Here is a 24,792-nt window from a genome sequence, read left to right as displayed (position 1 = left end):
CTTAATTCAAATGATTTATGGTGGGGACGGAGAGACTCGAACTCTCACACCTTGCGGCGCTGGAACCTAAATCCAGTGCGTCTACCAATTTCGCCACGTCCCCAATGGCTGTGTATACTATAGGGATCATTTTCGCATGACAAGCGATTTTTAAGAAATACCCACTCATTTGATTAAATAAGAAACAAAAACCTTATACTTGGCTTTTTCTCATTCAATTTCAGTCATTAAGCATCGTTTTGCGTCCATGATATTCTGAAGTCTTTGACTTTTTTGCTTGGTCAAAAGCCCCGTTAAAAGTGCATTAAAACATTGAAAACCTTGTGGAATATCTATGTCTAATGACTGACAATGTAAATAGGCCCAATCTTGATAACTTTGCGCCTGTAAACGGCTTTGGCTCAGCCACTCAAGTAAAATAATGCCCAGTGCGTAAAGATCAGTTTGTACTGTCTTTGCTTCACCATGAAATAACTCTGGTGCCATATAGCGTGGCGTTGCAGTTATAGTTTGTTGATGTCCAGTTCCACCAATTGTTTGACTTTGCTCAAAATCAATCAATTTACATGTCGAACCTGCCAATAAAAAATGTGCAGGTTTTAAGTCAGCATGAATCCAGTCCATCTGATGTAATTCTTCTACAGCATTCAACATTTTGAAGATGATATGAATGACATGATCACAACTTAACTGACGCGGATCTCTTACAAGTAAAGGCGGCAGGTCTTTTAAAATAAGCGCAGCACTCACCTGCTCTGAATGAAACTCAAAATTTTCAAGAATTTGTACTTCAGGCAAAAACGTTGGTTGTGGCGACATCGCAAGCGCATGCTGATAAAAGCTGAACTCTGCATTAAAACCATCAATAAGTACGGAATAACTGGATGCCAATTGAAACTTTAACCAATACCCCTGCCCTGCAACTTCAAAGCGATAAAGTCGTCTCCCCCAACTCAAACGCTGAGTCGGAGTATGAAGCGACAACTCGAACGTGTTCAATTCTTGACGATCAAACTGCCAAGAATTCGGATTCATTCATTTCTGCCGTATTCAACTCAGTTAAGACTTCCAAACAATGCTGAATTGTTTTACCGACACGGGCATGTGTCTCAATCATTGAAATTTTAGGCCAAGTTGCACGTTCGCCTTCACGTTGTAGGAGCTTAAACAGATGTGGGCGTGGATTTTGTAACATATAACTATAATGGCGTAGACCATATTTTCCCACAATATTTACATCGCCATAATAACGCTGATCAACCACACCATAGCCATGGTCCAGTAAACGACGGATCGGCGGGATATTACCTACACGTTCGCGGGCAAAGTCCATGACACCTTTACTAATTACTTTACCCTGCCGACGTACAATACGCTCAGGCCAGCTCAGCATGTCTTTACGGAAACGTGCTTCATCCGACTGCATAAAGGGCACGACATGTGGATTGACTTGACTGGCAATTGTGTAATTTAAATTGTATAAACGCGCCATCTTTTCCTGAGGGAAATCACTACGCACACTACCATCCACCCAGCGCGTAGAAGACATATAGGGCGTATATAAACCATCATGTCGCTTACTGGTCAGTTTGACGGGTGGGAACAAAATTGGCACAGCACAGGACGCTAAGACAGCACTCCACACCAATAAATCCGGTGAAGTAAAAGTATTCATGATGCGTGCATTTTGTGAGGCATCATAAGGTGCAACCGCGACATTGTTGTATAGACCTGACTGCTTAAAAGCCTCTTCAAAAGTCACATCACCTAAGTTCGCGATCAAAAAGCTTTTCAAATGCTTTACATCAGCCAAACCACCATTGCCTTTTAAAACTTCGCGAAAACCCCGAAATTGAAAAGCATCGGTAAAGAAGTTTTCACCATTTAAAATACCGAGCATTTCAACAGGCGTTGCCCGTCCTAGCATCGCTGTCATGATGGCTCCAGCACTCGAACCAGACAGTACTTTTGGCATCAGATCTTGTTCAAGCAAAGCCTTACATACACCTGTATGAAATAACCCCAAGGTTGCACCACCTGAAAACATCAGTGCAGGTTGTCCAAAGGCTTTTTGGCAATGTTGAAAAAATTCAATTTTTTGTTGTTTATCTAAACATTGGCAATCCGTAGATGCCACAAATGCTAAACCTAGGCTGACTTCATCAATATAGTCTTCAATAATTTTTTTGGTGCCCACATAAGTTGCTGTGAACAGCATAGGATGAGCAATATTGGCAATATCATAGCTTAAACCTTCACGCAGAAGGTACATTAGATCAGTCGTTCGTTTTTGTTGGCGATAGCGTTTCAACAATCCTAAGCGATGGGTAATCACTTCTGCATCAAAATAAGGTGAACAGTTATCATACTTCCACTCTTGCGCCCCTGATTCCTCATCAATCTTCAGCGCAATATTTTTCCACTCAGTATAATTTTCCGCCTGTGCTAACTGCTGCTTTAGTTTTTTAATGCGATAGGCTTGGTGCGGGTTGATTTCCCGTGTGAAATCTTTAAACAACATATTTGTCCTCACCCACTTTTTTTATTTTCCTAAAACATCATTAACATTGCCAGAGTTAGTCTAACGACTATGTGTAAATTATGGGAGTATTACAATTGCCATTTCAAGCCTAAAATTGGCAAATTAGTGCCATTTTAAGGGTTTGATGTACCTAAATCGGGTGTTAATATCAATTCCAAGTGTAATTATAAACTGATTGATCATGGCAACTCTTGACCTACCCAACAATATCTTAGAAACACTATCGACTGTACTCCAACAGCTACAGCAAAGCCTTCCCGAAGTTAAACAAGCACCTGATTTCTCGGCGATTGCATTTAAATGGCAAAATGGTGAATTAAAAGCCATTCATCAACTCAAGCGTATCGAATTGAATGACTTAAAAGGGATTGAGCGCCAAAAAGAGAAAGTTTTACAAAATACTGAACAATTTCTCAATGGTTTACCTGCCAATGACGTCCTGCTCACAGGCTCTCGTGGTACAGGAAAATCCTCTATTGTGCGGGCTTTATTAACGGAATATGCAGAGCAAGGGTTAAGACTGATTGAAATTGAACGTGATGATTTATCTGAACTACCTGAGATTCAAAAGCTCATCGCAGAACGTCCTGAAAAATTTATTGTATATTGCGATGACTTAGCTTTTAACGCAGAAGATGAAAACTATCGCAGCTTAAAAAGTGTGCTGGATGGATCTCTGCAGTCTGGTTCTAGTAATTTTATTATTTATGCCACCAGTAACCGTCGTCATTTATTACCCGAGTTTATGCATGAAAATACACCTGTAACTCGTGTCGATGTACCACAATATAACGAACTACATCCACAAGAAGCGATTGAAGAAAAAATTTCACTCTCTGATCGTTTTGGATTGTGGCTGTCTTTTTATCCAATGGATCAAAACTTGTATTTAGAAATCGTACAGCATTACTTATCAAAAGCTCAGATCAGCATGGATGACATGGTACGTGCTGAGGCATTGCGTTGGTGTCAGGCGCGTGGTCAGCGCTCTGGACGTGCAGCGTATCAGTTCTCTAAACATTGGATTGGTTCACAGCAACTCAAACAAATTTAATATTTTTGTTTAAATCAACAACACCCCAAAAATCTATATAACATTTGGGGTGCTGTAATCTAGTTGCTAGAAAAAACTAAGTTTAATTTCAGTTTATTGATACTTGTCTAAGTTCGTTTCGGGTCCATCTTTCGCAACTGCTTGCGCTTTTGTATAACTTTCCATTAAACACTTATATTCTGGGCAGATATGTTCAGAAATAATTTCAGCAAAACGAGAACCTTCTGGACGGTTCCAAGTGCGCATTAACTCAGCCACAATGGCGAAAGTATCAGTTGGAATCGCACCAGCTTGGGTAACACGAGCAATTGATGTATCCGTCGCCATCTTATTCCAATTACCAGAAGCATCTACAACACAATACACATTATAGCCTTCCTTACGTGCACTTACTGCTGGGAATGTCATACATACACTGGTCAGGGTTCCCGCAATAATCAAAGTTTTTCTGCCTGTTTTCTTAATTTCATCAACAAAGCGTGGATTATCCCATGTATTAATTTGTCCAGTACGAGGAACATAAACTGCATGGGGTGCAAAATGGTGGATTTCAGGGATTAAAGGCCCATTTGGGCCGTCTGGCACAGAGGCAGTAGTAATCACTGGGATATTTAACAATGTTGCTGCTTTTGCAATTGCAATGACATAATTTCGTAAATCAGGTACAGGCAAATCCCGTACTGTATTAAAAAGTCCACTTTGATGATCTATCAATAAAATAACTGAATCATCTGGATCTAACATTCCATTAGTTGCTGTCATGATAAACACCTCTAATATTTTCTTCTAATTGTGTACCCCCATTGTTGCAATGGAAGTTCCTAAGACAGATGGACATATCATTAAAAGTTATAAAAATGATGACCTATTTATTTAAAATAACTATATCTGTCTTTTATATAAACTAATCAATAAAACTCCCTTCAGAAAGAACATTCATGTTCTCTCTTGTAATTTTTCCAGTCAATTTGGATAAACCCCGACCAATTTCATTAAACAGTAAATTCAAATTAAATTGTTGTAAATTATTTATTTAATACCAGCCAAGACCTTTGAAAAATAGATTTACAAATCACTTTAGAAACCACGTGACTTCAATATTCTTCCTTAAAATCAATAATCATGTGCTCTATACGCAAATACCATTAGCACGAGTCAAATCCAAGCGCATAAGTCAAGGCAAGATACATATTCCAAACAAGACCAACCCTTTTATTTCAGCCAAGCCCAACATGAGCCAAAGTTCACACAACCTATTTATATACCTCATTCGGTTAGATCCACTTTATTGAAACAAATAAAAAAGCCCAATAAAACAAATTGGGCTTTTAAGTGTTTCAATGAAATCTTTAAACTTCACTTGGGTTGGTGAGTTCCGTCATCGGCCAACGCGGCGTAGTGGTTACTGCAAGTCCATCTTGCTGCCCTGCTTTTAAGCGCTGATAGCCCGCGAAAGCAATCATGGCCCCATTATCTGTACACAGTGCAGGCTCCGCATAATAGACTTGAGCGCGAACCTTGGTTAAATCTGCCTCCAAACGTTCCCGTAAACGTTTATTGGCACTGACACCACCAGCAATCACTAAACGCTTTAAACCTGTTTGTTTCAGTGCTTTGACTGATTTTTTCACTAAAGTATCCACGATGGCTTCTTGGAAACTCGCCGCAATATCTGCATCTCGGTTTTCATCACCTAATTTTTTCATTTGCACAGATACGGCTGTTTTTAAACCACTAAATGAAAACTCTAACCCCTGATGCAACATTGGACGCGGGAAAGCAAAAGCATTCGGGTCGCCTTGCTCAGCCAGTTTTGAAATATTCGGGCCACCTGGATAAGGTAAACCCATCATTTTCGCCACTTTATCAAAAGCTTCACCAGCGGCATCATCAATAGATTCGCCTAAAAGCTCGTATTGACCAATACCATAAGCGGCCATGAGCTGAGAATGCCCACCTGAAACCAAAAGTGCCACAAAAGGAAATTCAGGTGGTGTCGCTGATAAAAGCGGAGCCAACATATGTCCTTCCATATGGTGTACGCCAATTGCAGGTTTATTTAAGGCAAAAGCCAAAGTCCGACCAAATAATGCACCTGTCATGAGTGCGCCCATCAACCCTGGACCACGTGTATAGGCTACAGCATCTATTTCAGATTTATGCACCCCACTTTCCTCAAGCAACTGATTTATGAGGGGAATAATTTTACGTACATGATCGCGTGAAGCCAACTCAGGCACTACACCACCATACTCTGCATGCAGTTTAATTTGGCTGTACAGCACTTGCCCACGCAAACCCAACTCGCTGTCATAAAGGGCAAGTCCTGTTTCATCACAAGATGTTTCTAAGCCTAAAACGATCATTAAACTGCCTATAACCTGTATCAAATCTATTGCATGAACCATTATAGACTTGTGGTATGAGATGTAAATGAGTAAAATACCGACCTTCACTTGTGATCATGGGCAATATCGCCCTGATCTTATCCATAACTTAATGAGGATTCTTCATGCCACAAGTTAAATTGAAAGAAGGCGAACCAGTAGACGTAGCTATCCGTCGTTTCAAGCGTTCATGCGAAAAAGCGGGTGTTTTGGCTGACGTTCGTAAGCGCGAATTCTACGAGAAACCAACTCAAGAACGTAAGCGCAAAAAAGCTGCTGCTGTTAAACGCTACCAAAAGAAATTGGCGCGTGAATCAGTACGTACTACTCGCCTTTACTAAGATTAATTTGTGATTGACTGTCTGGACTAAATAATGACTACTTTAAAAAGCCAAATAACTGAAGTTTTGAAAGCCACTATGCGTGCTAAAGAAATGGATAAGTTAACGGTAATTCGTGGTCTACAGGCAGCAATTAAGCAAATCGAAGTCGATGAGCGCAAAGAACTTGACGACGCTCAAGTTCTTGCGGTCATTGAAAAACAAATTAAACAACGTAAAGAATCGATCAAAGCCTTTGAAGGTGCTGGTCGAGAAGATTTAGCTAGTAAGGAACAAGCCGAACTTGAGGTTTTATCTCAATTTCTACCAGAGGCTATGACTGAGGAAGAACTTGATTCCATGATTGCGCAAACGATTGCAGCGCAAGAAGCTACTAGCATGAAAGATATGGGTAAGGTGATGAATTCTCTGCGTCCGCTCATAGCCGGGCGCGCCGATCCTTCTCAAGTTTCAGCTAAAATTAAAGCAAAACTGGCTTAATTTAAAAATCTTTAAATCCATTACGTTGAACTGACCCTTAAAAAGGCAGTTCAAAGTTTACTTGTCATAAAAATAATTCTCTCAAATCTTCTCTCTTTTTTATTTTTCAAACCATTATCAATCTCTAATTCCCCCCGTTCAACACACTACTTTTCAGCTCAGTTTGGATTAAGCTCTAAATTGTCGATCTTTCTGCATTTGCGTTAAACGCATTTTAATTGTTGCAGACATCGACTCATTATCTTTCGCTAAACGCTGCGCATGCAATAGTGACTTAATTCCCTCTTCCTCAAAGCCCGACCAAAATTGTACCTCAGCCCGGTACCGCAAAACATTAACAGTATGCATTGGAGATTGCTTATCTAAGCTCGCTGCTTGTTGCATCAGGCGCCATGCACTTACATCTCTAGGATTGGTATTTAGGAACCGATTTAACACAGGTTGTGCCAGTTCAGGTCGTTTTTGCTGAATATACACTTCCGCTAACTTATAATTTAAAGCACGATTTTCAGGCATGATACTCGCAGGTGATTGGATCACTGCTAAAGCCTCATTCACCCGATTTTGCCCAAGTAAAATATCAGCCTGAATCAAGGTTTGCAAATTATGTAATCTTTGATGCGACTTTGCTTGATCTAATACTTGTTGAGCAAGCTTATAATCACCCTGTTTCACATAAAAACTAGCCAAAGCTAGCTCTGCTGCATAACTGTTCTGGTTTACCAACGTCTGTAATTGCTGCTCTGTGGCTTGATTGGAAGCGACCAAGGTGTATAACTTTAGGATTTCAAAGTCTTCATCACGCCAAGAAGACTTCACTTTAGGCAGCTGATTTGCTCTGAGCCTCGCTTCACTCATTCGTTCCGTTGTCAGTGGATGTGTGAGCCAAAAGTCAGGCAAAAAGCTCACTCGACTAGTCGCACGATGCATCACTTCAAAAAAGTCAGCCATACTCTGCGGGTTATAACCCGCACCATACATATATTGCATACCTATACGGTCAGCTTCACGCTCTTGGTTCCGGCTATAGGACAACTGCTTGTCCATCATTGCAGCCTGTGTACCCACCATCACGGCAGAACCCACATCTCCATCTGCTTTTGAAGCAACCAAAGCACCCACCAAAATACCGGCCAAAGCAAGTAAGCCCTGCCCCTTAAATGCTTCCTGTGAACGACTGTAGTGGCGCTGTGTGACGTGCGCAATCTCATGCGCCATAACACCTGCCACTTCGTCCATATTATTGGCATTGGTGATCAAGCCTGCATTTAATGCAAACAAACCACCTGGGACTGCAAAAGCATTAATTTGTGGATCATCTATCACAACCAGACCGATCGGCTGTCCAAGTTGAGTTTGACTCAAAATATTGGAAAAAGCCTTCAACAATTGATCTTCCAACCAAGTGTTTTGCATAACTGGAAGCTGACGGTGCACTTCACGATAGACTTTCTCTCCAATATAACGCTCGTTATATTGGTCAATAAAACCTATACCTGAACCAATTTCAGGTACATTGAATTGGGGCGCAGTTGTTGAGAATTGATTTTCTGCAAAACCAACAGTCGAAATTAGACTTAAACTGTATGCACACAGAAAACGTTTCAACCCTCACCCCAACTTTGTTTAAAGGAATAAAATCACTATAACATTGATAATTGAATGAAAATGCAATGAAGTGTTATCAATTTTTTATTTAAATTCAGGGTTCACCAGATATTGTGGCTGATCTCCATCCAAAGCTTTTACTAAGTTTTGATACGCTAATTCTGCCATCTTTTTACGAGTTACTTCTGTTGCAGAGCCAATATGTGGCAAAGTGACGACATTCGGTAATTGAAACAGACCAGAATCTTGCAAAGGCTCTTTATCATAGACATCCAGACCTGCTGCAAAAATTTGCTTTTGTTCTAATGCTTGAATCAGTGCTTGCTCATCCACCACCGCACCGCGAGAAACATTGACAAAAACCGCATGCGGTTTCATTTTCTCAAAGGCTTTAGCATCAATCAAATGCTTGGTATGTGCATTCAAATCAACGGCTACCACCACAAAGTCAGACTGCACCAGCAGCTCATCCAACCCACAGAAACGCGCATTTAAGGCTTGTGCTAATTCTAATTTTTCATGACGACCATGATATAAAATATTCATGTTAAAACCATGAAAACCTCGACGTGCTATCGCAGCACCAATATTCCCCAAGCCAATAATTCCCAAGTTTTGTCCAAAAATTTCTTGACCAAACTGTGCTTGACCTACGGTTCTTAGCCATTGTCCAGTTTTGGTCCACTGATCTAAATAGGGCACTTGACGTGCTGCACTCATCAATAGAGTAAAAGCCAAATCTGCTGTCGCATTGGTTAACACATGTGGCGTATGGCTCAGCCAAACTTTTGCTTGATTAAGATAGCTCAAGTCATAGTTATCATAACCAACACTGACACTAGATATAATTTTGAGCTGTTTCGCAGTTTCTAGGTTATTTTGATTGAGTACGCGCCCTGCGCCAATCATGCCATCCGCATCCGCAACTTGCTCACGGATTTGCATATTAACATCACCCTCTTTCGGGTTGATGACCATCACGTGATAACGCTGCTTTAGGCGCTCCAATACTTCTGTATCAATTTGACTAAAAACAACGACTTTTTGCTTCATATCTATTCCGTATAGGGTTGTTTTACTCGCATCATTTGCCACAGCTCTTTTTTCAACAAAGACTGATCCAACATTTCTTGCAAACTTGCTACTTGTGTGAATTTTACACCATTAGCATTTGGTATGGCACCCAGTGCAATGACTGTCTTACCCTGACTTAAACCATCAAAGAAACCTTGGATATAACTTTGCACGCCACGCCCATCTTGTAAATTAAGCAAAGGGAATGGCCAATTCAACGCATACTTTTGCGCAGGTAAAGCTTGTACGATATTTTGCCAAAGTTGTTGCTGCTCGGCACTCAATGAAGAAGCATCTATGACCAAAGCACAATGCGCCAAGGTAATCGCCTGTAACTGAAAAGCATCAACATGCATTGTCTCTCGGACAATCTCTTCTTTGATCGCTGTAACAACTTCTTGTTGGATCGGCTGTGTTACAATTTCAGCAGATGGCGTTGGATGCGGATTCTTTTTTTGAATCAGCGGACGTTCAATGGTTATTTCTGCATTGGGTTGAACCTGAGGCACAATAATTTCAGAAATACGTTCCGCACTGTTTTGATCTCTCCAAATCGAAGGTGCAACATTTTGTTGAGACGGCAGTGATCGCGGAACCCATAAATCAATTCCTAAACCTGCCAAAACCTCACGCTGATGCCCGATCATCTTTTTACTTCACCTACCGATCAATGCTTATTCTAACGACAAATGCCCAGAGATGCTTTGCTTTTCACACGGTATTGCATACTCAATAGGCAAATACTGCCCCCCATAAGTCTCCAATCTACTAAACAATCATCAAGCGGTTTTTCTTCTGCATTTGCTCAACGATCTCTTCACTATCAAAACCAAGACGCCAATAGAGCAACTCCAAAACATCTTGCTCATCTTGAGTAATGATGCGGTCATTCCACAAACAAATTTCAGCCACCCCCAAAATGCTTAAACGATCTCGGAGTAGAAGCCCAGCCATATCATTTAAAATTTCTGCCAAATCAATCGGCTCATCTGAAATTTCTGCATATTGCTCCAACTCTTGAAGGGTCAGAACCCGACGTAAAATTTTCTCACGTACTTCCAACTGTGTTTCACTATTGATTTGCTGTACATGCAACAGCGCATCAATCAAGCGCACAATCTGCGGTTTAACTTCATCCAGTGCGGCTGGCGTATGCACAGGCAATAGATTCAATTCAAATTTAACCCGTTCTAGCAACAAAGCATCCAAAAGACCGATTTCCCCATCCTCTTGAATAATTCTCGCCAGTTTCAGTAAAAACTGACGTGCAATCGTGGCAGGCATTCCCCCAATATTTAGACAGGCCTCATGGAAAATAGAAATGTGCACACGTCCATCAAGATTTAATAGTGAGTCAACAATGGCACGACTGACTTCCGCTTCAGCAGGGATAAATTCACGAAACTGGCGAATCATGAGAATCGCGACCATTAATTCTCGCGAACCTGTTGCAGTCTGTAACGCACGCTGAATCAACTCTGGACGTTCAATATGTGCACGTACTTCAGGGTTCAATGGTTTAATCGCATCTTTAATCGCAAAACTAATGGGGGATAGTCGTAGCAAAGGTAAAGGTTGTGGGGACGTCCACGGTGCTTGAAAGTCAGTATATTGCTCCTCTAAGGACCGAAACAAGCCAAACAAAGGACGATTACGTAATTTCTCTAAATTTTCGAGTTGTATATCTTGTACCAAATTCGGATTCATTTCATAAATACGCTCTTCAATACTTGGATGAATATTCATCCAGCTCTGAGCGCTTAAAGAGTTAGCAAAACACATATGTGCAATCGACTCCGAATATTCACTATGAATTTGCGAGCCTGCATGATGCACATAAATCCGCATTAGTGTTTGAATATTGGCATCGTTTTGCATCAGGCGGCGCGTTTTCATGTCATTTTTTAGAGTTCGCCCGCCCAAGGTCAAAAACTTTATACAACGTGTGACCAATACACCTAAACTGCCCACCAACCAAATTACGCCACCTGTTGCAACAAATGTCGTCTCAAAACCTTGTGACTTTTTATGATGAGTTGAAAAGCCCAATTTAGCAATTTTACTGCCCCACTGACTAAAGGTGGTTAAGGCACTATATAGAATTTTCAGACGTGTATTTTCTGCTGTTTCACCTGATAGAATTTGGTTAAATTCATGATTTAGCAGACCAGTTAGCTCAAGCTCATCGAGGTTTTGTAAGGCACCCCATGTTATAATAATTGCAATATTTTTCGGCTCAAAACCCGCAGTCAATGCATTGACCCCTACTTCATCAGGCAAAACATAGATCGCAGGGGTTTCTATTAAAAAAGTATCTGCTAATTTTTCAGTAATTTTCAGCGCAATACTTTCTTCAGGCGTGCTTTCAATCAAACTTAAACGTCGTGCACGCAGTTGCTTTGCTAAACTATGTCCCCCTGAGCGAAACACATACAATTCATAAACAACTGAATAGCCCATTATGAGGAGCAATACACCAATTAAGTAAACACTCAAGCTGTGCCAAAAAATACTTTGGCTCGGGTCAAAGTAAAAAACGAGAAGACCAACCACCGTATTTAAAATAAACAATGACAAGAGCACTGCAAGCATACAAATACTCGCAGACCACAACATATTTTTATTCTTTATGATTGAATAACTTACACCTTTCAATGTAAATCCCTTTTCTTACATTGCCTAATCAAATCCATCATAAATGAAAAAAGCGGGAAACTCCCGCTTTTCTCCACGCTAAATCGCTTAGACTTCTTTTACACCCGTCAAATCAACAGAAGCTGCATCAATATTGACGTCAATATAACTGTCTTTTTTCTTCGATGTTTCTCGGCGTTTCGCTTGTAATTCATTTAAATATGCTTCATCAATACCGCCTGCAACATATTTACCATCAAATACAGAGCAATCAAACTCTTTCAAATCAGGTACTTTACTGGTACGCACAGCCGCTTTTAAGTCTTCCAAATCTTGGAAAATCAAACGATCAGCACCAATAATTTCACGAATTTCTTCCACACTGCGATCTGATGCAATGAGCTCATCTTTCGCAGGCATATCAATACCATAGACGTTTGGATATTTCACCATTGGTGCAGCAGAAGCAAAGAAAACTTTTTTCGCACCCGCATCACGTGCCATTTGGATAATTTCGTTACACGTGGTACCACGTACAATTGAGTCATCTACCAACAGTACATTTTTACCTTGGAACTCTAGTTCAACAGGGTTGAGCTTTTGACGCACTGATTTTTTACGTAGTTGCTGACCTGGCATAATGAAGGTACGGCCAATATAACGGTTCTTCATAAAGCCTTCGCGGAACTTCACGCCTAACATATTTGCAAGTTCAAGCGCTGAAGTACGTGAAGTATCAGGAATTGGAATCACCACATCAATGTCATGCTCTTCACTCCACTCCGTCAGGATTTTCTGAGCAAGTTTTTCGCCCATTTTTAAACGTGCTTTGTAGACTGAAATACCATCAATGATTGCATCTGGACGAGCAAAGTACACGTATTCAAAAATACATGGACGATATTCAGGCGCTTCAGCACATTGCTTAGTAAACATCTGACCTTTCGAGTCGATAAAGATCGCTTCACCTGGGGCAATATCACGCTCAACCTTAAAGCCAAGCGCCGTAATAGCAACTGATTCAGATGCAATGATGTATTCCATCCCAGCATCAGTTTCCCGCGAGCCATAAATGAGTGGACGAATACCATTTGGATCACGAAAACCCACTAAACCGTGGCCTGTAAGCATCGCAACTACAGCATAACCACCTTTACAACGCTGATGTACTTTGCTAACTACGTGGAAAATATCGTCTGCCGTAGGCATCAATTTACCGCGTTTTTGTAGCTCGTGTGCAAACACGTTTAACAGCACTTCCGAGTCTGAATCTGTATTCATATGACGTAAGTCTGTTTTGAACAGATCATCATGAATTTCTTCAGCATTGGTTAAGTTACCATTATGCGCTAACGTGATCCCATAAGGCGAGTTCACATAGAAGGGCTGCGCTTCAGCGCTACTCGATGAACCCGCCGTAGGATAACGTACATGGCCAATACCGTAATTACCTTGTAATGCACGCATATGGCGAGTATGGAACACATCGCGAACCATGCCATTGTCTTTACGTAAAAATAAACGACCTTCGTGGCAGGTTACTATCCCAGCTGCATCTTGCCCACGATGTTGTAACATCGTTAATGCATCAAACAACATTTGGTTAACAGCTGATTTACCAGCTATACCAACTACTCCACACATAGCAACCTCGCAGACAAGCTAGGATTAATAAAAAGGATTATTTGTTGACTCACCCTGCCCCTCAGCATTTTTCGAGGAAATTTTAGGTGAAGAATCTGAAGATACATGTGCATCTTCAGACTTGATATGTGACATAGCCTCATTGGCCGCTTCTTTTGAAAGCTGCATCGCAAAAGGCGCGTAAGGCAAAAGTGTTTGTACAAACTTGGATTGTTTCCAATATGGAGACGTTTCTACCCAAGATCCTACACCTTGCATCGTAATCAGAACAATTAACAACCCTTTTAAAGAACCAAACGCACCACCGGCTAAACGATTCAAAGGTCCGAGTTTTAAGCTCTTTAAGATGTTGTTGAGTAATGCCGTGACGAACCACGTCAAAACAACAATAACCAATACAATAAATGCAAAAGCTGCAATTTTTTGAACCACTGGATCTTCACTGAGTGAGACCATCGAAGGTGCTAGGACAGTTGCAAATTTCGCACCTAAAATCAGTGCTAGAATCCATCCTATCAAGTTCGCAAAGGCTTTGACAAATCCTTGACGCAAACCGTTAAGCCCTCCAATGAGCAATATAATCAATATGAAGATATCAATGGCATTCATGTTGTTTTCAGTGCGGCGACGCAGTCTTGAATTAAAGTTGGCCCTGTATAGATGAGGCCACTATAAACTTGTACAAGGCTTGCACCTGCATTTTGTTTTGCAACAGCCTGCTCACCCGATAAAATTCCACCCACACCAATCAACGGAATTTGACCCTTCAAAGCATCAGCAAACGCTTTTAAACACGCTGTACTTTTTTCAAATACAGGTGCACCAGACAAACCACCTGCTTCATCACCAAACGGTAAGTTTTCCACACCCTCGCGTGATAAAGTCGTATTGGTCACGATCAGGCCATCAATTTTAAACTGAAGCAATTGTTTCGCAATAAACTGAATATCTTCCGCTTCCAAATCTGGAGCAACTTTAAGCACCAAAGGCACATAATGTTGTTGCTCTTCTGCGAGTTCCAGTTGACGTTTTTTCAATGTTTCTAATAGTTCTGTCAGCGCATCGCCGCTTTGTAGACTACGTAGGTTTTTAGTGTTTGGAGAGGAAATATTGACCGTAATATAAGAGGCATAGTTATAGACTTTTTCTAAACAAATCAAATAGTCATCTACTGCTTTTTCAACTGGAGTATCGGCATTTTTACCAATATTAATGCCCAGAACACCTTTAAATTTTGCTGCTTTGACATTTTCAATCAGTTGGTCCACGCCATCATTGTTAAAACCCATACGGTTAATAATAGCTTTGGCTTGCGGAACACGGAACAAACGTGGCAAAGGATTCCCTGCCTGAGGACGTGGGGTAATGGTACCAATCTCAATAAAACCAAAACCTAAACCTGCCAGTGCGTCAATATAAGCACCATTTTTATCTAGGCCAGCAGCTAAACCCACAGGATTAGGGAATTCGATGCCCATACATGTCACCGGTTTAGCCGCTATATTTTGACGCATTAAGCCAACTTTATGTGTCAATTTCAATAGCGATAATGTTAGCTCATGTGCACGCTCTGGTGCTAAAGTAAACAACAAAGGGCGGGCAAGAGAATACAACATATCTGCAAAAGTCTACTGCTTTTTAAGTCGCCATATTATAGGCATAGCCTAGCTAAAACACCATGCCTCGTCTGGCTTTATTTTTAGCGATTATTTCACGCTCGCCGATAATTTAATCTGCCCTGCATCTGAGACCAATTCCATCTTTTCAATACTCAAACCATTTTGTATTAACTGCGTCAGAAAATTGGCCAAAATCACATAGTTCTGGTGGCTCACGACCAACTGAATTTGTTCAGCATTTTGCTGTGAAGTAACCGATAAGCCTTGCTGCTGGGCGATACGCTGTATTTGCTCCATCGGTGTTAATTGCCCATCAGAACTTGACTTCATGGTGACTGCATTGCTCTGCATCCATGTCATGGTTTCCTTGAGCTGATTCACGCGTTTTTGCTGTTTCTCTGCCGCAGCATGGGTATACCAAAGTGTAGCCCCTATCGAGCTCACCAAGACGAAAACGACCAAGAAGATAGCCAATATACGGTCGCGCGGTGTAAGACGGTCAAAATAAACACCGATTGCCTCTAAACGCTGATCGAAAACTGTTTGTAAATTTTGCATGGCTTTCATTATTGTATTTTCACCATTCCAATGGCCCCACCCGTAGTCGGCTGGATATTGCCTAATTCAACCTGAAAACCTTGTTGGTTCAGTTGCTGAGTAAGTGCTTGCAAAGCATCTGCCGAATTTGCCTTCAATTGCATATTCAAAGTATTCGCTTCATATACCACCTGATTGGCCACAATTTGCTGTTGCATCAATACAGGACCAACTCGACTAAGCAAAGATAAAGCTTGTGCATCAGCTTGTTTATTCATTTTTAGCTGGTATTCAAACTGACTTCGTAACGTTTGCTCGGTCACAGGATAATTCGCACCAAACCAATACTTAAATTGATCGACAGCTTGAACCGCAACTTGGTCTGCTATTTTTTTGTTTTGATACCAACGAGTTGTATCATAAGCGAGTTGCGTCACAATCAATGCAACCAAGACCGCAGCACAGGCTTTCCAGTAACCTCCTGAGCTGCTCTGCTCTTTAACTTTAGGTAACACATTCCACGGATGTTGCTTTGCTCTTGGCAAGGCAACCCACTCATAGTGAAAAGACTCTAGCTGCTCCTGTGTCACACGGGCACTTAGACTGTGCATGTGTGAAGCAGTAAAATTACAAATTTTATATTTTTGCTCAGGTACTTGATAATCTAAGAACACCGAAAGATCATCAATCGAGCCACCCAACCATGTATTAGAACGAAATAACAAGCGTTCTTCAATACAGCCCAGTATAACCTGTTCTGCTGTCGGTTCTGGCAGAATCAAAAAGTCTGGTAATAGACTCACCAATTTCACAGGAATTAAGCTAAGTGCATGTTGCAATGTTTCTAAGCGATGATTTGCAATACCTAATACCGTTAACTGCTCAGGCGCTTGAAAGTGGTGTAGAACCTTCATCTGGTCAATTGAGCTCAGCACATATTCTTCGAGCAAATATCTCACCCCTTCAGCACCCAATTGTTTGTATTGAGCCTTAGGTATGTTTTGCTGAATCATTTGCACATCTCGACTTGGAAAGAAAACGGTTGCTTCCTCACCATGATGAGCTTGTATATCTTGGATCAATTGCTCAAGTGTATAAGCAGTTTGCCATCTTTCCCCTGTAGACCAGTGCCATGTTCCATCGGCTTCGGGCATCCAAATTTGCAACATGTATTATATTCTGCCGTTTGAATTATTTTTTATATACTAGGTATAAATGCTTTTGTTTGTGTCGACAAGCCCTCTGCAATGACTGCTTGCTCATAAATACGAACTTCTGCCAAAGCATAAGGGTTAAATGATTCTGTTACCAAAATAGATGCTATATGTGCCACCACATTCATATGACATACCACAACAATAGACTCATAGGGTAAATGTGACAACCACTCAACCGCAGCCTTAGCATCGTCATCGGGTTTAATAGTATTACACACCACGACAGGCACATCAGCAAAATGCTGTTTAATGTGCGCCAAGGTTTCCTGTGCTCGTAACAAAGGGCTCACGACAAATACATCTGGTTGAATACGTGACTTTAAAAAGTCAGCAGTCTGTTCAGCTTGTGCATGCCCTCTTTCCGTCAATGGTCGCTTGCTATCATTCCCCATCATCGGTGGCGCAGCTTCACCATGACGAACTAAAGTCAGTTGCATAAAAAATCCTTATTCAAATCCTGATTATTTTAATTAATTTTTATGACAATACTGTCACTTTGGACATTCAACAGTCCATTTTATCAGCCTTTTTCTATCATTTTAAACTTCATGATGTGGTAAAACGAATTCCACATCACTTCGATGTCCATTTTTCATCAATGAAAGCGCAATTGTCATTGGCGGTGCATTTTCAAATATCACACTGTATAACGCGCTAGTAATCGGCATATACACATCCAACTCTTCGGAACGCGCTTTCACTTGCACAATGGTATTGATCCCTTCTGCCGTTTGTCCGAGTTCAGTGGTTGCCTGTTCCAAACTCTTGCCCTGCCCCAATGCAAACCCTACTTGATAATTGCGACTGAGTGGACTGCTACAGGTTGCAAATAAATCCCCCACACCAGACAAGCCCAAGAAAGTGAGTGGGTTTGCCCCTAACTTGACAGCAAAACGGCTCATTTCAGCTAAAGCACGTGTCAAAATCATACTCTTGGTATTTTCACCGACTTTATAGGCTGCCGCCATACCCATTGCAACAGCATAAATATTTTTAAGCGCACCGCCCAGTTCGACCCCATGCACATCATCACTAGCAAAAACACGAAATAATGCACTATGTAACGCTTGTTGCACTGCATATCGCACTAGCTCGGACTCGCTTGCAATCACTGTTCCGGCTGGTTGCCCCGCAACAATTTCCTTGGCCAAATTTGGACCAGACAATACCCCATAAGGCACTTCAGGTAACTCAGAACGAATAATATCACTCATAAAACTAAAGGTATTGGCTTCGATACCTTTGGTCAAAGACACCACCGCTTGCGAAGTAATAAACGGTTTGATTTGTTTGAGGACATCACGAAAAGAATGACTTGGAATCGCCACTAAAATAATGTCGCGATCACGAACCGCCTCTTCTATATTTGAAACTGCACGCAAACCATCTTCCAATTTAAAATCAGGCAAATAGCGTTTATTCACATGCGTCGCATTGATATCCGCCGCAACGGCTTCATCACGAATCCAAATCATGGTATCGCAACCATTACGAACAGCCGTATTTGCCATAGCAGTACCAAAACTACCACCGCCCAAAACCGTAATACGTAGTGCTGTTTTTTGATTCACTGCTACAGGTTCAACCAAATCTGAAAACTTTAACTCTGACATTATTTTTATATCCTAAAACGGAACTATTGATTCCAATAACTTACATAATCTTGGGTTTGAATCTCAGCACGTGGAGGAATCGCTTTAAATGCTGTACCAATGTATAAAATACCTGAAATCAAATCATCTGCGGTGAGGCCTAAAGCTTTTTTTAAATATTCCGATTCCACCACTGCTCCACTACGCCATATACTTGAAAAGCCTTGCGCCTGTAATGACAAAATAAAGTTTTGAATCGCAGCACCACTACTTAAAGTCTGCTCAAAATAAGGGACTTTCGGGTGTTGTTGAAACTTGGTTAAAGCCAATACCAATAAAGGCGCACGAAAAGGATGATTTTTGACCCGATCCAACTGTGCCACTTCCGTTTCACCTAAATCTGCCAAGGCCTGTGACAAAAGCTCACCAAATGCCTCACGCTGATCTTCAGCGATTACAATAAAACGAGTCGGTTTTAAACGATGGTGGTCAGGTGCAGTCAAGGCAGCTTGAAAGGCCCGTTCTAATTGTTCCGCATTCGGTGCAGGTTCGACTAAATGTCCAAGCGATTGACGTTGATGCATATTTTGATGAACGATATCTACTTCGAGTTCCGTCATTGGGTGCTTAATCTTTCAAATTAAAAAATACGTTTTAGATTAGCATACTCTGAAAAGTTTGCTCTAGCGCTTCGTTATGAAATAACCATTTTCAGCAAAACTTATTTTTAAAATCCAAAAATCTTATAGAAATGTATCGAAAAGACCATATTTTTCGTACATTTCTTTCACCTTAGACTCTAAAAGCTATGTTCAAATACAACCATTCATTTATTAAACACAACTGGGCTACGAAAATGAAAAAAAATATCGTTATGGCTGGAACAGCTGCTGTGATACTTCTTCTGAGTGCTTGTGCATCAACGCCAAGTAACTCTCTCGCTATACAAAAAGCAGATAATCAATACGAAGTTACAGGGATTGGTAAAACAGCACTCATTTCAAAAAATAATGCAATTGAAGCAGCAGCGAAAACTTGTGGTTCTAAAGCAACAGCGATTGTGAGTGATGAAAAAACTGAATATCAAGGTGCTTTAAAAGGCGTAGTGAGTGACGAAACTGGAAAAATGATTCAAGCAGCCGCATCTGTACTGGGTTCTATTTCGGGTACAAATTCAGGCATTAACCAAGACAGTGACTACCAAACTGTTTTAACTTTCTCATGTAAAGCAAAATAAAGATGCCATAAAAAAACCGCTCATCTGAGCGGTTTCTTATACCAATCACTTCAAACGATTAGCAATAGCCGTCTAAACGTGTCAGTGGTAGTTTTTGCCCAATGGCTTTTTCAATTTCTGGTAGATAGAACGCATCATCTTCAGATAAGAAACTGATACTCACACCACGCGTACCTGCACGACCTGTACGACCAATACGGTGTACATAGTCATCCGACTGTTCAGGTAAGGTGAAATTCACCACATGCGATACACCATCTACATGGATACCACGACCCGCAACATCAGTTGCGATCATAATATTATGTTGACCATTTTTAAATTGATCTAACATTTTCAAACGTTTGTCTTGTGCAATTTCACCAGACAACATCACTACTTTATAGCCATCACGCTTTAAGTTGTCATACAGCTTACGCACTTGATCACGACGATTGGCGAAAATCATAACTTTTTCAATGGGCTCATCGCGTAGAATGTCTTGTAGCAATTTATATTTATCAGATTTTGCGACCATGTACACACGTTGCTCAACATCGGCATTGGTTTTCTTTTCTGGCTCAATTTCAACAGTTACAGGTTCAAACAACCATTGCTGTGCAAGGTTTAAAACATCGTAACTAAACGTTGCAGAGAACATCAAAGTCTGACGTTGTTCCTTGCGCGGTGAGAAACGGACAATACGTTTGACTGAAGGAATAAAGCCCATATCCAATAAGCGATCGGCTTCATCAATAACCAAAAACTCAATTTGGTCGAGCCAGACTTCTTTTTGCTCAACAAAGTCAATCAGACGACCAGGAGTTGCAACCATAATATCGACTGGTTTTTTATCAAGTTGTGCTTTTTGTTTATCAAAATCAACACCACCCAACAAAGTCACGACATTTAAATCGGAGAATTTCGTGAGTTCTTTGGCATCACTTTCAATTTGTAGTGCAAGCTCTCGCGTAGGTGCCAAAATTAAAGCACGTGGTTCACCACGATAACGTTGGTCTTGAATCGGGTTATTTAGCAAATCGTTAATTACGCTCACTAAAAATGCAGCCGTCTTCCCTGTTCCTGTTTGTGCACGACCAATTGCATCATGTCCTGCCAAAGTGAATTTTAAAACCTTTTGCTGAATAGGCGTCATATCCTTAAAACCTAAAGCATCAATGGCTTGTTTCAGTTGAGGATGTAAATTTAAGGTTTCAAAACCTGATGACATATATGTGCGCTCTGACGGAAAATCACGAAAATCGAATCGTATTATAAACAAAAAACGCCCCAATTTACATTGGGGCGTTTTTAAGTACTATCAGACGATTAGTCTAAAGGTTGTACTTCTTCAGCTTGGAAGCCTTTTTGACCTTTTACAACGCTGAATTCAACGCGTTGGCCGTCACGAAGTGAACGGTGGCCGTCGCCTTGGATAGCACGGAAATGAACGAATACATCGTCACCGCCATTGCGTTGGATAAAGCCGAAGCCTTTAGTGTCGTTGAACCATTTAACTACGCCTTGTTCACGAGCTGTCATAAGTTAATCCTCATTGTATTTAAAAGAAGGACCACCCGGTGTTGCAAACAGCAGACCAAACAAGGTTTAAAAATATTTATTATTTCTAAGCTTGTAATCATTCTGTATAACTATTAACAAAATCCCGGTTACATCCATTTGTAAAATAGGCGTTAAAACAATTTATAGTTGTATTAAATCCCAGTACGCGACGAGCTTAACATGGGTTAAAAACAATTCATACCCTTTTTTTGATTAATCGTCTTTTTTAATTCAGCATATTTTTTAACTAGTTATTTGTAATTTTTGATATAGCGACTATCGGCCTATAAAATATGAAATAGTTGGGTTTTGGCACTGAATTTGCTAATATTTCTATCCGCCTAAATGTTGTAAAACTTAGCCTAACTATATGAGTAATATTGAACAAAATATCAACATTATTGATGCAATGGGACAACCTTGCCCTATGCCTCTGTTGTTGCTTAAACGCGCACTCAAAAAGAGCACTCATCAACATTTGCTGCTAAAATCGTCTGATCCACACAGTCAAGCCGATGTTACACGGTATTGCGAAATCCATCATTTATCTTGCGTTTTGAAACAAATTAATGCGCATGAATTTCACTACTTCATTGAATCTTAATTCTTTTCGATTACACTAACTGTATTCACATTTTGCATAAAAGTTTACATTTCTATACCCAATTTTCCATTATTCGCTGGAAGTTTGGATTAAGATAAAACTCAATGAGTGGGTAAAAATGAAAATCCCTAAGGAGAACACATGAGTGACAGCAGCAATCAATTGATGCCCCTGTCATTATCAGCACCAGGTGTAAACTTGGGTGCTTATATTAGTACTGTCAACCAAATCCCGATTTTGACAGCGGAACAAGAAAAAGAGCTAGCTGAACGCTACTATTATGACCAAGACCTCGATGCAGCTAAACTTCTAGTCATGTCGCATTTGCGTTTTGTGGTTCATATTGCCCGCAGTTATGCAGGCTATGGCTTACCTCAAGGTGACCTTATTCAAGAAGGTAACTTGGGCTTAATGAAAGCCGTTAAACGTTTCGACCCGAACATGGGCGTACGCTTGGTCTCTTTTGCAGTACACTGGATTAAAGCCGAAATTCACGAATATGTGATCCGTAACTGGCGTATTGTCAAAATTGCGACCACCAAGGCACAGCGTAAACTGTTTTTTAATTTACGTAGTCTGAAAAAATCGTCTAAGAAGTTGACTTTACAAGAAGCTCAATCCATTGCAAATGATCTGAATGTCACACCAGAACAGGTGTTGGAAATGGAAGGTCGTTTGACTGCCTATGATGCGGCATTTGAAGCTCAAGGGGAGGATGACGATGAAGGATCAACTCACGTTGCGCCCGCTTTGTATCTTGAAGATAACCGTTATGATCCTGCTCGTTTAGCAGAAGAGGACGACTACGAAGAACAAAGCACCAATGCCCTGCATGATGCCATGGAGCAATTGGATGACCGTTCTCGAAATATTTTACAGCGTCGTTGGTTAGATGATGAAAAATCGACCTTACACGAACTGGCTGCTGAATATAATGTTTCAGCGGAACGTATTCGTCAGTTAGAAAAAAATGCCATGGAAAAAATTAAAGTGGCAATGTCATCGAACTAAGTTGATATAGATATAGAAAAGGGCGAAATGCCCTTTTCTTTTTTGTAAATAAATGAGGCTTTTTGTCTTTTAACCTGTCTTCAAAATATGCTACTTTGTTGCGCACAGTGATATAAGTAAAGCATTGCCTATGTGGATTGCGATTTCAGCGCTAAATTTAGCGTTTGCCGTTATATTAGGTGCCTTTGGCGCACATGGTCTCAAAGCACGTGCTACTGAAGCTCAATTGGCTTGGTGGCAAACGGCAACTGATTATTTTTTTTATCATGCGCTTGGTTTACTGGCGCTTGGCATTTTGGCCAAAGTCATCCCGCAACTTCCCATCAAAACCAGCTTTTTACTGATCCAAGTCGGCATCTTCTTTTTCTGTGGTTCCCTGTATGTCATGGCATTGGGCTTACCGCGTGGCCTAGGTGCAATTACCCCGATTGGTGGCGCATTGATGATTGCAGGTTGGTTGGTTCTGGCATGGAATGCCATGAAATATGCCAAGTAAACAACTAGAGATGAGCACAATGCAGATTTATTTAAACGGCGAACTACATCATACCGAATGTAAAACCCTGCTTGAGCTGGTGCAAACCTTTGCACTTGAAGGCAAACGTTTTGCTGTTGAGCAAAATGAAAACATTATTAGTAAAAGTAAATTGGAACACACCCCAATTTGTGCAATGGATCGAATTGAAATTATTCATGCCGTCGGTGGCGGTTAATACGGAGTTCACATGCAAGACAGCCCTCTCATCATTGGTTCTAGATCATTTCAATCTCGTCTACTGGTGGGCACAGGTAAATATAAGGACCTGCAAGAAACCGATTTGGCCATTCAAGCCAGTGGCGCAGAAATCGTGACTGTTGCAATTCGTCGCGTCAATATTGGTCAGCATCCCGATCAACCAAACCTATTGTCCGTGGTCCCACCTGAAAAATACACGATTCTCCCGAATACAGCAGGCTGTTTTGATGCCAATAGTGCCGTGCGTACCTGTATGTTAGCGCGTGAGTTATTAGACGGTCATAACTTGGTCAAGCTTGAAGTATTGGGCGATGAAAAAACGCTGTATCCAAACATTACCGAAACATTGAAAGCGGCACGTACCTTGATTGACGATGGTTTTGAAATCATGGTCTATACTTCAGATGACCCTATTGTGGCGCAAGAGCTTGAAAGCATGGGCTGTGTTGCCATCATGCCTTTAGGCAGTTTGATTGGTTCGGGTCTAGGGATTTTAAATCCACACACGATTTCTATCATTAAAGAAAATGCCAAAGTGCCTGTGTTGGTGGATGCAGGTGTGGGAACTGCAAGCGATGCAGCCATTGCCATGGAACTTGGCTGTGATGGTGTGTTGATGAATACCGCGATTGCTGCCGCTCAACATCCAATTTTAATGGCTTCTGCAATGAAAAAAGCTGTTGAAGCGGGTCGAGAAGCGTTCCTCGCAGGTCGTATGCCTCGCAAACGTATGGCGAATGCAAGCTCACCAGAAACAGGTTATTTCTTTAAATAATCTCTTGATCCGTGTTAAGCAATCAAAAAGGATTCTTCGGAGCACTGCTGTCCCATAGTTAGAGTTAAATAAAAAAACCTGAGTCCAAAGTAGTTAAAATATAAGTGCGAACAAACACTTCAACTACAAGGATTCAGGTTTTGTCACATCAGAATACT

27 protein-coding genes and 1 tRNA gene are annotated in these 24,792 nt (G+C 41.0%); 9 read left to right on the top strand and 19 right to left on the bottom strand.

Annotated elements, in window-relative coordinates; all coding sequences use genetic code 11:
* Positions 1–18: 18 nt before the first annotated feature.
* The 3 genes from ACE01U_RS16345 to ACE01U_RS16335 form a co-directional block, all read right to left on the bottom strand.
* A tRNA-Leu gene (locus tag ACE01U_RS16345) sits at positions 19–103 on the bottom strand.
* 107 nt (positions 104–210) lie between these two features.
* The gene (locus ACE01U_RS16340) at positions 211–1,035 is read right to left on the bottom strand and encodes a protein kinase domain-containing protein (RefSeq protein WP_395579961.1); all 825 of its coding nucleotides are present in this window, start codon (positions 1,033–1,035) and stop codon (positions 211–213) included.
* On the bottom strand, positions 1,010–2,521 hold the full coding sequence (locus ACE01U_RS16335; protein WP_110975292.1) for a DUF3336 domain-containing protein: 1,512 nt from the start codon (positions 2,519–2,521) through the stop codon (positions 1,010–1,012). The genes ACE01U_RS16340 and ACE01U_RS16335 overlap by 26 nt, the downstream gene beginning before the upstream one ends.
* 202 nt (positions 2,522–2,723) lie before the next feature.
* Here ACE01U_RS16335 and ACE01U_RS16330 point away from each other — a divergent pair, with 202 nt between their 5' ends.
* Positions 2,724–3,596 (top strand): ATP-binding protein, encoded by an 873-nt coding sequence (locus ACE01U_RS16330; protein WP_110975291.1) that lies wholly within the window; start codon positions 2,724–2,726, stop codon positions 3,594–3,596.
* Positions 3,597–3,689: 93 nt separating this feature from the next.
* Here the strand turns inward: ACE01U_RS16330 and ACE01U_RS16325 are convergent, their stop codons facing one another.
* Both ACE01U_RS16325 and tsaD read right to left on the bottom strand, forming a co-directional pair.
* The gene (locus ACE01U_RS16325; protein ID WP_395579960.1) at positions 3,690–4,358 is read right to left on the bottom strand and encodes an isochorismatase family protein; all 669 of its coding nucleotides are present in this window, start codon (positions 4,356–4,358) and stop codon (positions 3,690–3,692) included.
* A gap of 587 nt (positions 4,359–4,945) precedes the next feature.
* Positions 4,946–5,962 carry a tRNA (adenosine(37)-N6)-threonylcarbamoyltransferase complex transferase subunit TsaD gene (tsaD, locus tag ACE01U_RS16320; RefSeq protein ID WP_395579959.1) on the bottom strand — a complete coding sequence of 339 codons (1,017 nt, stop codon included), beginning with the start codon at positions 5,960–5,962 and terminating at the stop codon, positions 4,946–4,948.
* A 146-nt stretch (positions 5,963–6,108) separates the two neighbouring features.
* Between tsaD and rpsU the strand changes: the two genes are divergently transcribed.
* Positions 6,109–6,324, top strand: coding sequence for a 30S ribosomal protein S21 (rpsU, locus tag ACE01U_RS16315; protein ID WP_001136722.1), 216 nt, complete (start codon positions 6,109–6,111; stop codon positions 6,322–6,324).
* 33 nt (positions 6,325–6,357) lie between these two features.
* A complete protein-coding gene (locus tag ACE01U_RS16310) occupies positions 6,358–6,804 on the top strand; it encodes a GatB/YqeY domain-containing protein (RefSeq protein ID WP_004982206.1) in 447 nt (148 codons plus the stop codon).
* A gap of 168 nt (positions 6,805–6,972) precedes the next feature.
* Here ACE01U_RS16310 and ACE01U_RS16305 read toward each other — a convergent pair whose 3' ends face one another.
* The 12 genes from ACE01U_RS16305 to ACE01U_RS16250 all read right to left on the bottom strand — a co-directional run bounded on the left by ACE01U_RS16305 (position 6,973) and on the right by ACE01U_RS16250 (position 19,349).
* Positions 6,973–8,412, bottom strand: a complete 1,440-nt coding sequence (locus ACE01U_RS16305) for a M48 family metalloprotease (RefSeq protein WP_395579958.1) — start codon at positions 8,410–8,412, stop codon at positions 6,973–6,975.
* Positions 8,413–8,496: 84 nt separating this feature from the next.
* Positions 8,497–9,465, bottom strand: coding sequence for a 2-hydroxyacid dehydrogenase (locus ACE01U_RS16300; protein ID WP_395579957.1), 969 nt, complete (start codon positions 9,463–9,465; stop codon positions 8,497–8,499).
* A 2-nt stretch (positions 9,466–9,467) separates the two neighbouring features.
* Positions 9,468–10,133 (bottom strand): hypothetical protein, encoded by a 666-nt coding sequence (locus tag ACE01U_RS16295; RefSeq protein WP_395579956.1) that lies wholly within the window; start codon positions 10,131–10,133, stop codon positions 9,468–9,470.
* A gap of 121 nt (positions 10,134–10,254) precedes the next feature.
* On the bottom strand, positions 10,255–12,141 hold the full coding sequence (locus tag ACE01U_RS16290) for a M48 family metalloprotease (RefSeq protein ID WP_213033317.1): 1,887 nt from the start codon (positions 12,139–12,141) through the stop codon (positions 10,255–10,257).
* 87 nt (positions 12,142–12,228) lie between these two features.
* Positions 12,229–13,764, bottom strand: a complete 1,536-nt coding sequence (purF, locus tag ACE01U_RS16285; RefSeq protein ID WP_086208390.1) for an amidophosphoribosyltransferase — start codon at positions 13,762–13,764, stop codon at positions 12,229–12,231.
* A 24-nt stretch (positions 13,765–13,788) separates the two neighbouring features.
* Positions 13,789–14,373 carry a CvpA family protein gene (locus tag ACE01U_RS16280; protein WP_086208391.1) on the bottom strand — a complete coding sequence of 195 codons (585 nt, stop codon included), beginning with the start codon at positions 14,371–14,373 and terminating at the stop codon, positions 13,789–13,791.
* A complete protein-coding gene (locus tag ACE01U_RS16275; RefSeq protein ID WP_086208392.1) occupies positions 14,370–15,380 on the bottom strand; it encodes a quinone-dependent dihydroorotate dehydrogenase in 1,011 nt (336 codons plus the stop codon). Before ACE01U_RS16275 ends, ACE01U_RS16280 begins: the two co-directional genes overlap by 4 nt.
* A gap of 90 nt (positions 15,381–15,470) precedes the next feature.
* Entirely contained in the window at positions 15,471–15,950 is a 480-nt protein-coding gene (locus ACE01U_RS16270) for a type II secretion system protein M (protein WP_395579955.1), read from the bottom strand.
* The gene (gene gspL, locus ACE01U_RS16265; RefSeq protein WP_395579954.1) at positions 15,950–17,089 is read right to left on the bottom strand and encodes a type II secretion system protein GspL; all 1,140 of its coding nucleotides are present in this window, start codon (positions 17,087–17,089) and stop codon (positions 15,950–15,952) included. Before gspL ends, ACE01U_RS16270 begins: the two co-directional genes overlap by 1 nt.
* 29 nt (positions 17,090–17,118) lie before the next feature.
* The gene (gene sixA / locus ACE01U_RS16260) at positions 17,119–17,574 is read right to left on the bottom strand and encodes a phosphohistidine phosphatase SixA (RefSeq protein WP_086208395.1); all 456 of its coding nucleotides are present in this window, start codon (positions 17,572–17,574) and stop codon (positions 17,119–17,121) included.
* Between the two features lie 102 nt (positions 17,575–17,676).
* Positions 17,677–18,750 carry an NAD(P)H-dependent glycerol-3-phosphate dehydrogenase gene (locus ACE01U_RS16255; protein ID WP_086208396.1) on the bottom strand — a complete coding sequence of 358 codons (1,074 nt, stop codon included), beginning with the start codon at positions 18,748–18,750 and terminating at the stop codon, positions 17,677–17,679.
* Positions 18,751–18,773: 23 nt separating this feature from the next.
* The gene (locus tag ACE01U_RS16250; protein WP_395579953.1) at positions 18,774–19,349 is read right to left on the bottom strand and encodes a nitroreductase family protein; all 576 of its coding nucleotides are present in this window, start codon (positions 19,347–19,349) and stop codon (positions 18,774–18,776) included.
* Between the two features lie 236 nt (positions 19,350–19,585).
* Here ACE01U_RS16250 and ACE01U_RS16245 point away from each other — a divergent pair, with 236 nt between their 5' ends.
* Positions 19,586–19,966, top strand: a complete 381-nt coding sequence (locus ACE01U_RS16245; RefSeq protein ID WP_086208398.1) for a hypothetical protein — start codon at positions 19,586–19,588, stop codon at positions 19,964–19,966.
* Positions 19,967–20,024: 58 nt separating this feature from the next.
* On the opposite strand, the gene rhlB is transcribed toward ACE01U_RS16245, so the two are convergent.
* Together rhlB and ACE01U_RS16235 are read right to left on the bottom strand one after the other, a co-directional pair.
* On the bottom strand, positions 20,025–21,176 hold the full coding sequence (rhlB, locus tag ACE01U_RS16240) for an ATP-dependent RNA helicase RhlB (protein WP_151707150.1): 1,152 nt from the start codon (positions 21,174–21,176) through the stop codon (positions 20,025–20,027).
* Positions 21,177–21,274: 98 nt separating this feature from the next.
* On the bottom strand, positions 21,275–21,487 hold the full coding sequence (locus tag ACE01U_RS16235) for a cold-shock protein (RefSeq protein ID WP_004648643.1): 213 nt from the start codon (positions 21,485–21,487) through the stop codon (positions 21,275–21,277).
* A 391-nt stretch (positions 21,488–21,878) separates the two neighbouring features.
* Between ACE01U_RS16235 and ACE01U_RS16230 the strand changes: the two genes are divergently transcribed.
* From ACE01U_RS16230 to ACE01U_RS16210, 5 genes are all read left to right on the top strand, one after another.
* Positions 21,879–22,112, top strand: a complete 234-nt coding sequence (locus ACE01U_RS16230) for a sulfurtransferase TusA family protein (protein WP_151707149.1) — start codon at positions 21,879–21,881, stop codon at positions 22,110–22,112.
* A gap of 141 nt (positions 22,113–22,253) precedes the next feature.
* Positions 22,254–23,123, top strand: coding sequence for an RNA polymerase sigma factor RpoH (gene rpoH, locus ACE01U_RS16225; RefSeq protein ID WP_086208401.1), 870 nt, complete (start codon positions 22,254–22,256; stop codon positions 23,121–23,123).
* A gap of 130 nt (positions 23,124–23,253) precedes the next feature.
* Complete coding sequence (locus ACE01U_RS16220) at positions 23,254–23,619, top strand: DUF423 domain-containing protein (RefSeq protein ID WP_004982244.1); 366 nt, start codon at positions 23,254–23,256, stop codon at positions 23,617–23,619.
* 19 nt (positions 23,620–23,638) lie between these two features.
* Positions 23,639–23,836, top strand: a complete 198-nt coding sequence (gene thiS / locus ACE01U_RS16215; protein ID WP_395579962.1) for a sulfur carrier protein ThiS — start codon at positions 23,639–23,641, stop codon at positions 23,834–23,836.
* Between the two features lie 12 nt (positions 23,837–23,848).
* Positions 23,849–24,634, top strand: a complete 786-nt coding sequence (locus ACE01U_RS16210; protein ID WP_005400610.1) for a thiazole synthase — start codon at positions 23,849–23,851, stop codon at positions 24,632–24,634.
* Positions 24,635–24,792: the final 158 nt, after the last annotated feature.

The sequence above is a fragment of the Acinetobacter halobius genome (assembly GCF_044130335.1).
Taxonomy (GTDB): Bacteria; Pseudomonadota; Gammaproteobacteria; order Pseudomonadales; family Moraxellaceae; genus Acinetobacter.
The sequence above is the reverse complement of the archived record's forward strand: the minus strand, read 5'-3'. Positions and strand labels throughout refer to the sequence as shown.

Bases quoted from the DNA above. Each gene is read 5' to 3' on its own strand.
- ACE01U_RS16340 (WP_395579961.1), bottom strand. From the start codon at position 1,035: ATGAATCCGAATTCTTGGCAGTTTGATCGTCAAGAATTGAACACGTTC.
- ACE01U_RS16335 (WP_110975292.1), bottom strand. From the start codon at position 2,521: ATGTTGTTTAAAGATTTCACACGGGAAATCAACCCGCACCAAGCCTAT.
- ACE01U_RS16330 (WP_110975291.1), top strand. From the start codon at position 2,724: ATGGCAACTCTTGACCTACCCAACAATATCTTAGAAACACTATCGACT.
- ACE01U_RS16325 (WP_395579960.1), bottom strand. From the start codon at position 4,358: ATGACAGCAACTAATGGAATGTTAGATCCAGATGATTCAGTTATTTTA.
- tsaD (WP_395579959.1), bottom strand. From the start codon at position 5,962: ATGATCGTTTTAGGCTTAGAAACATCTTGTGATGAAACAGGACTTGCC.
- rpsU (WP_001136722.1), top strand. From the start codon at position 6,109: ATGCCACAAGTTAAATTGAAAGAAGGCGAACCAGTAGACGTAGCTATC.
- ACE01U_RS16310 (WP_004982206.1), top strand. From the start codon at position 6,358: ATGACTACTTTAAAAAGCCAAATAACTGAAGTTTTGAAAGCCACTATG.
- ACE01U_RS16300 (WP_395579957.1), bottom strand. From the start codon at position 9,465: ATGAAGCAAAAAGTCGTTGTTTTTAGTCAAATTGATACAGAAGTATTG.
- ACE01U_RS16295 (WP_395579956.1), bottom strand. From the start codon at position 10,133: ATGATCGGGCATCAGCGTGAGGTTTTGGCAGGTTTAGGAATTGATTTA.
- purF (WP_086208390.1), bottom strand. From the start codon at position 13,764: ATGTGTGGAGTAGTTGGTATAGCTGGTAAATCAGCTGTTAACCAAATG.
- ACE01U_RS16280 (WP_086208391.1), bottom strand. From the start codon at position 14,373: ATGAATGCCATTGATATCTTCATATTGATTATATTGCTCATTGGAGGG.
- ACE01U_RS16275 (WP_086208392.1), bottom strand. From the start codon at position 15,380: ATGTTGTATTCTCTTGCCCGCCCTTTGTTGTTTACTTTAGCACCAGAG.
- ACE01U_RS16270 (WP_395579955.1), bottom strand. From the start codon at position 15,950: ATGAAAGCCATGCAAAATTTACAAACAGTTTTCGATCAGCGTTTAGAG.
- gspL (WP_395579954.1), bottom strand. From the start codon at position 17,089: ATGTTGCAAATTTGGATGCCCGAAGCCGATGGAACATGGCACTGGTCT.
- sixA (WP_086208395.1), bottom strand. From the start codon at position 17,574: ATGCAACTGACTTTAGTTCGTCATGGTGAAGCTGCGCCACCGATGATG.
- ACE01U_RS16255 (WP_086208396.1), bottom strand. From the start codon at position 18,750: ATGTCAGAGTTAAAGTTTTCAGATTTGGTTGAACCTGTAGCAGTGAAT.
- ACE01U_RS16250 (WP_395579953.1), bottom strand. From the start codon at position 19,349: ATGACGGAACTCGAAGTAGATATCGTTCATCAAAATATGCATCAACGT.
- ACE01U_RS16245 (WP_086208398.1), top strand. From the start codon at position 19,586: ATGAAAAAAAATATCGTTATGGCTGGAACAGCTGCTGTGATACTTCTT.
- rhlB (WP_151707150.1), bottom strand. From the start codon at position 21,176: ATGTCATCAGGTTTTGAAACCTTAAATTTACATCCTCAACTGAAACAA.
- ACE01U_RS16235 (WP_004648643.1), bottom strand. From the start codon at position 21,487: ATGACAGCTCGTGAACAAGGCGTAGTTAAATGGTTCAACGACACTAAA.
- ACE01U_RS16230 (WP_151707149.1), top strand. From the start codon at position 21,879: ATGAGTAATATTGAACAAAATATCAACATTATTGATGCAATGGGACAA.
- rpoH (WP_086208401.1), top strand. From the start codon at position 22,254: ATGAGTGACAGCAGCAATCAATTGATGCCCCTGTCATTATCAGCACCA.
- ACE01U_RS16220 (WP_004982244.1), top strand. From the start codon at position 23,254: ATGTGGATTGCGATTTCAGCGCTAAATTTAGCGTTTGCCGTTATATTA.
- thiS (WP_395579962.1), top strand. From the start codon at position 23,639: ATGCAGATTTATTTAAACGGCGAACTACATCATACCGAATGTAAAACC.
- ACE01U_RS16210 (WP_005400610.1), top strand. From the start codon at position 23,849: ATGCAAGACAGCCCTCTCATCATTGGTTCTAGATCATTTCAATCTCGT.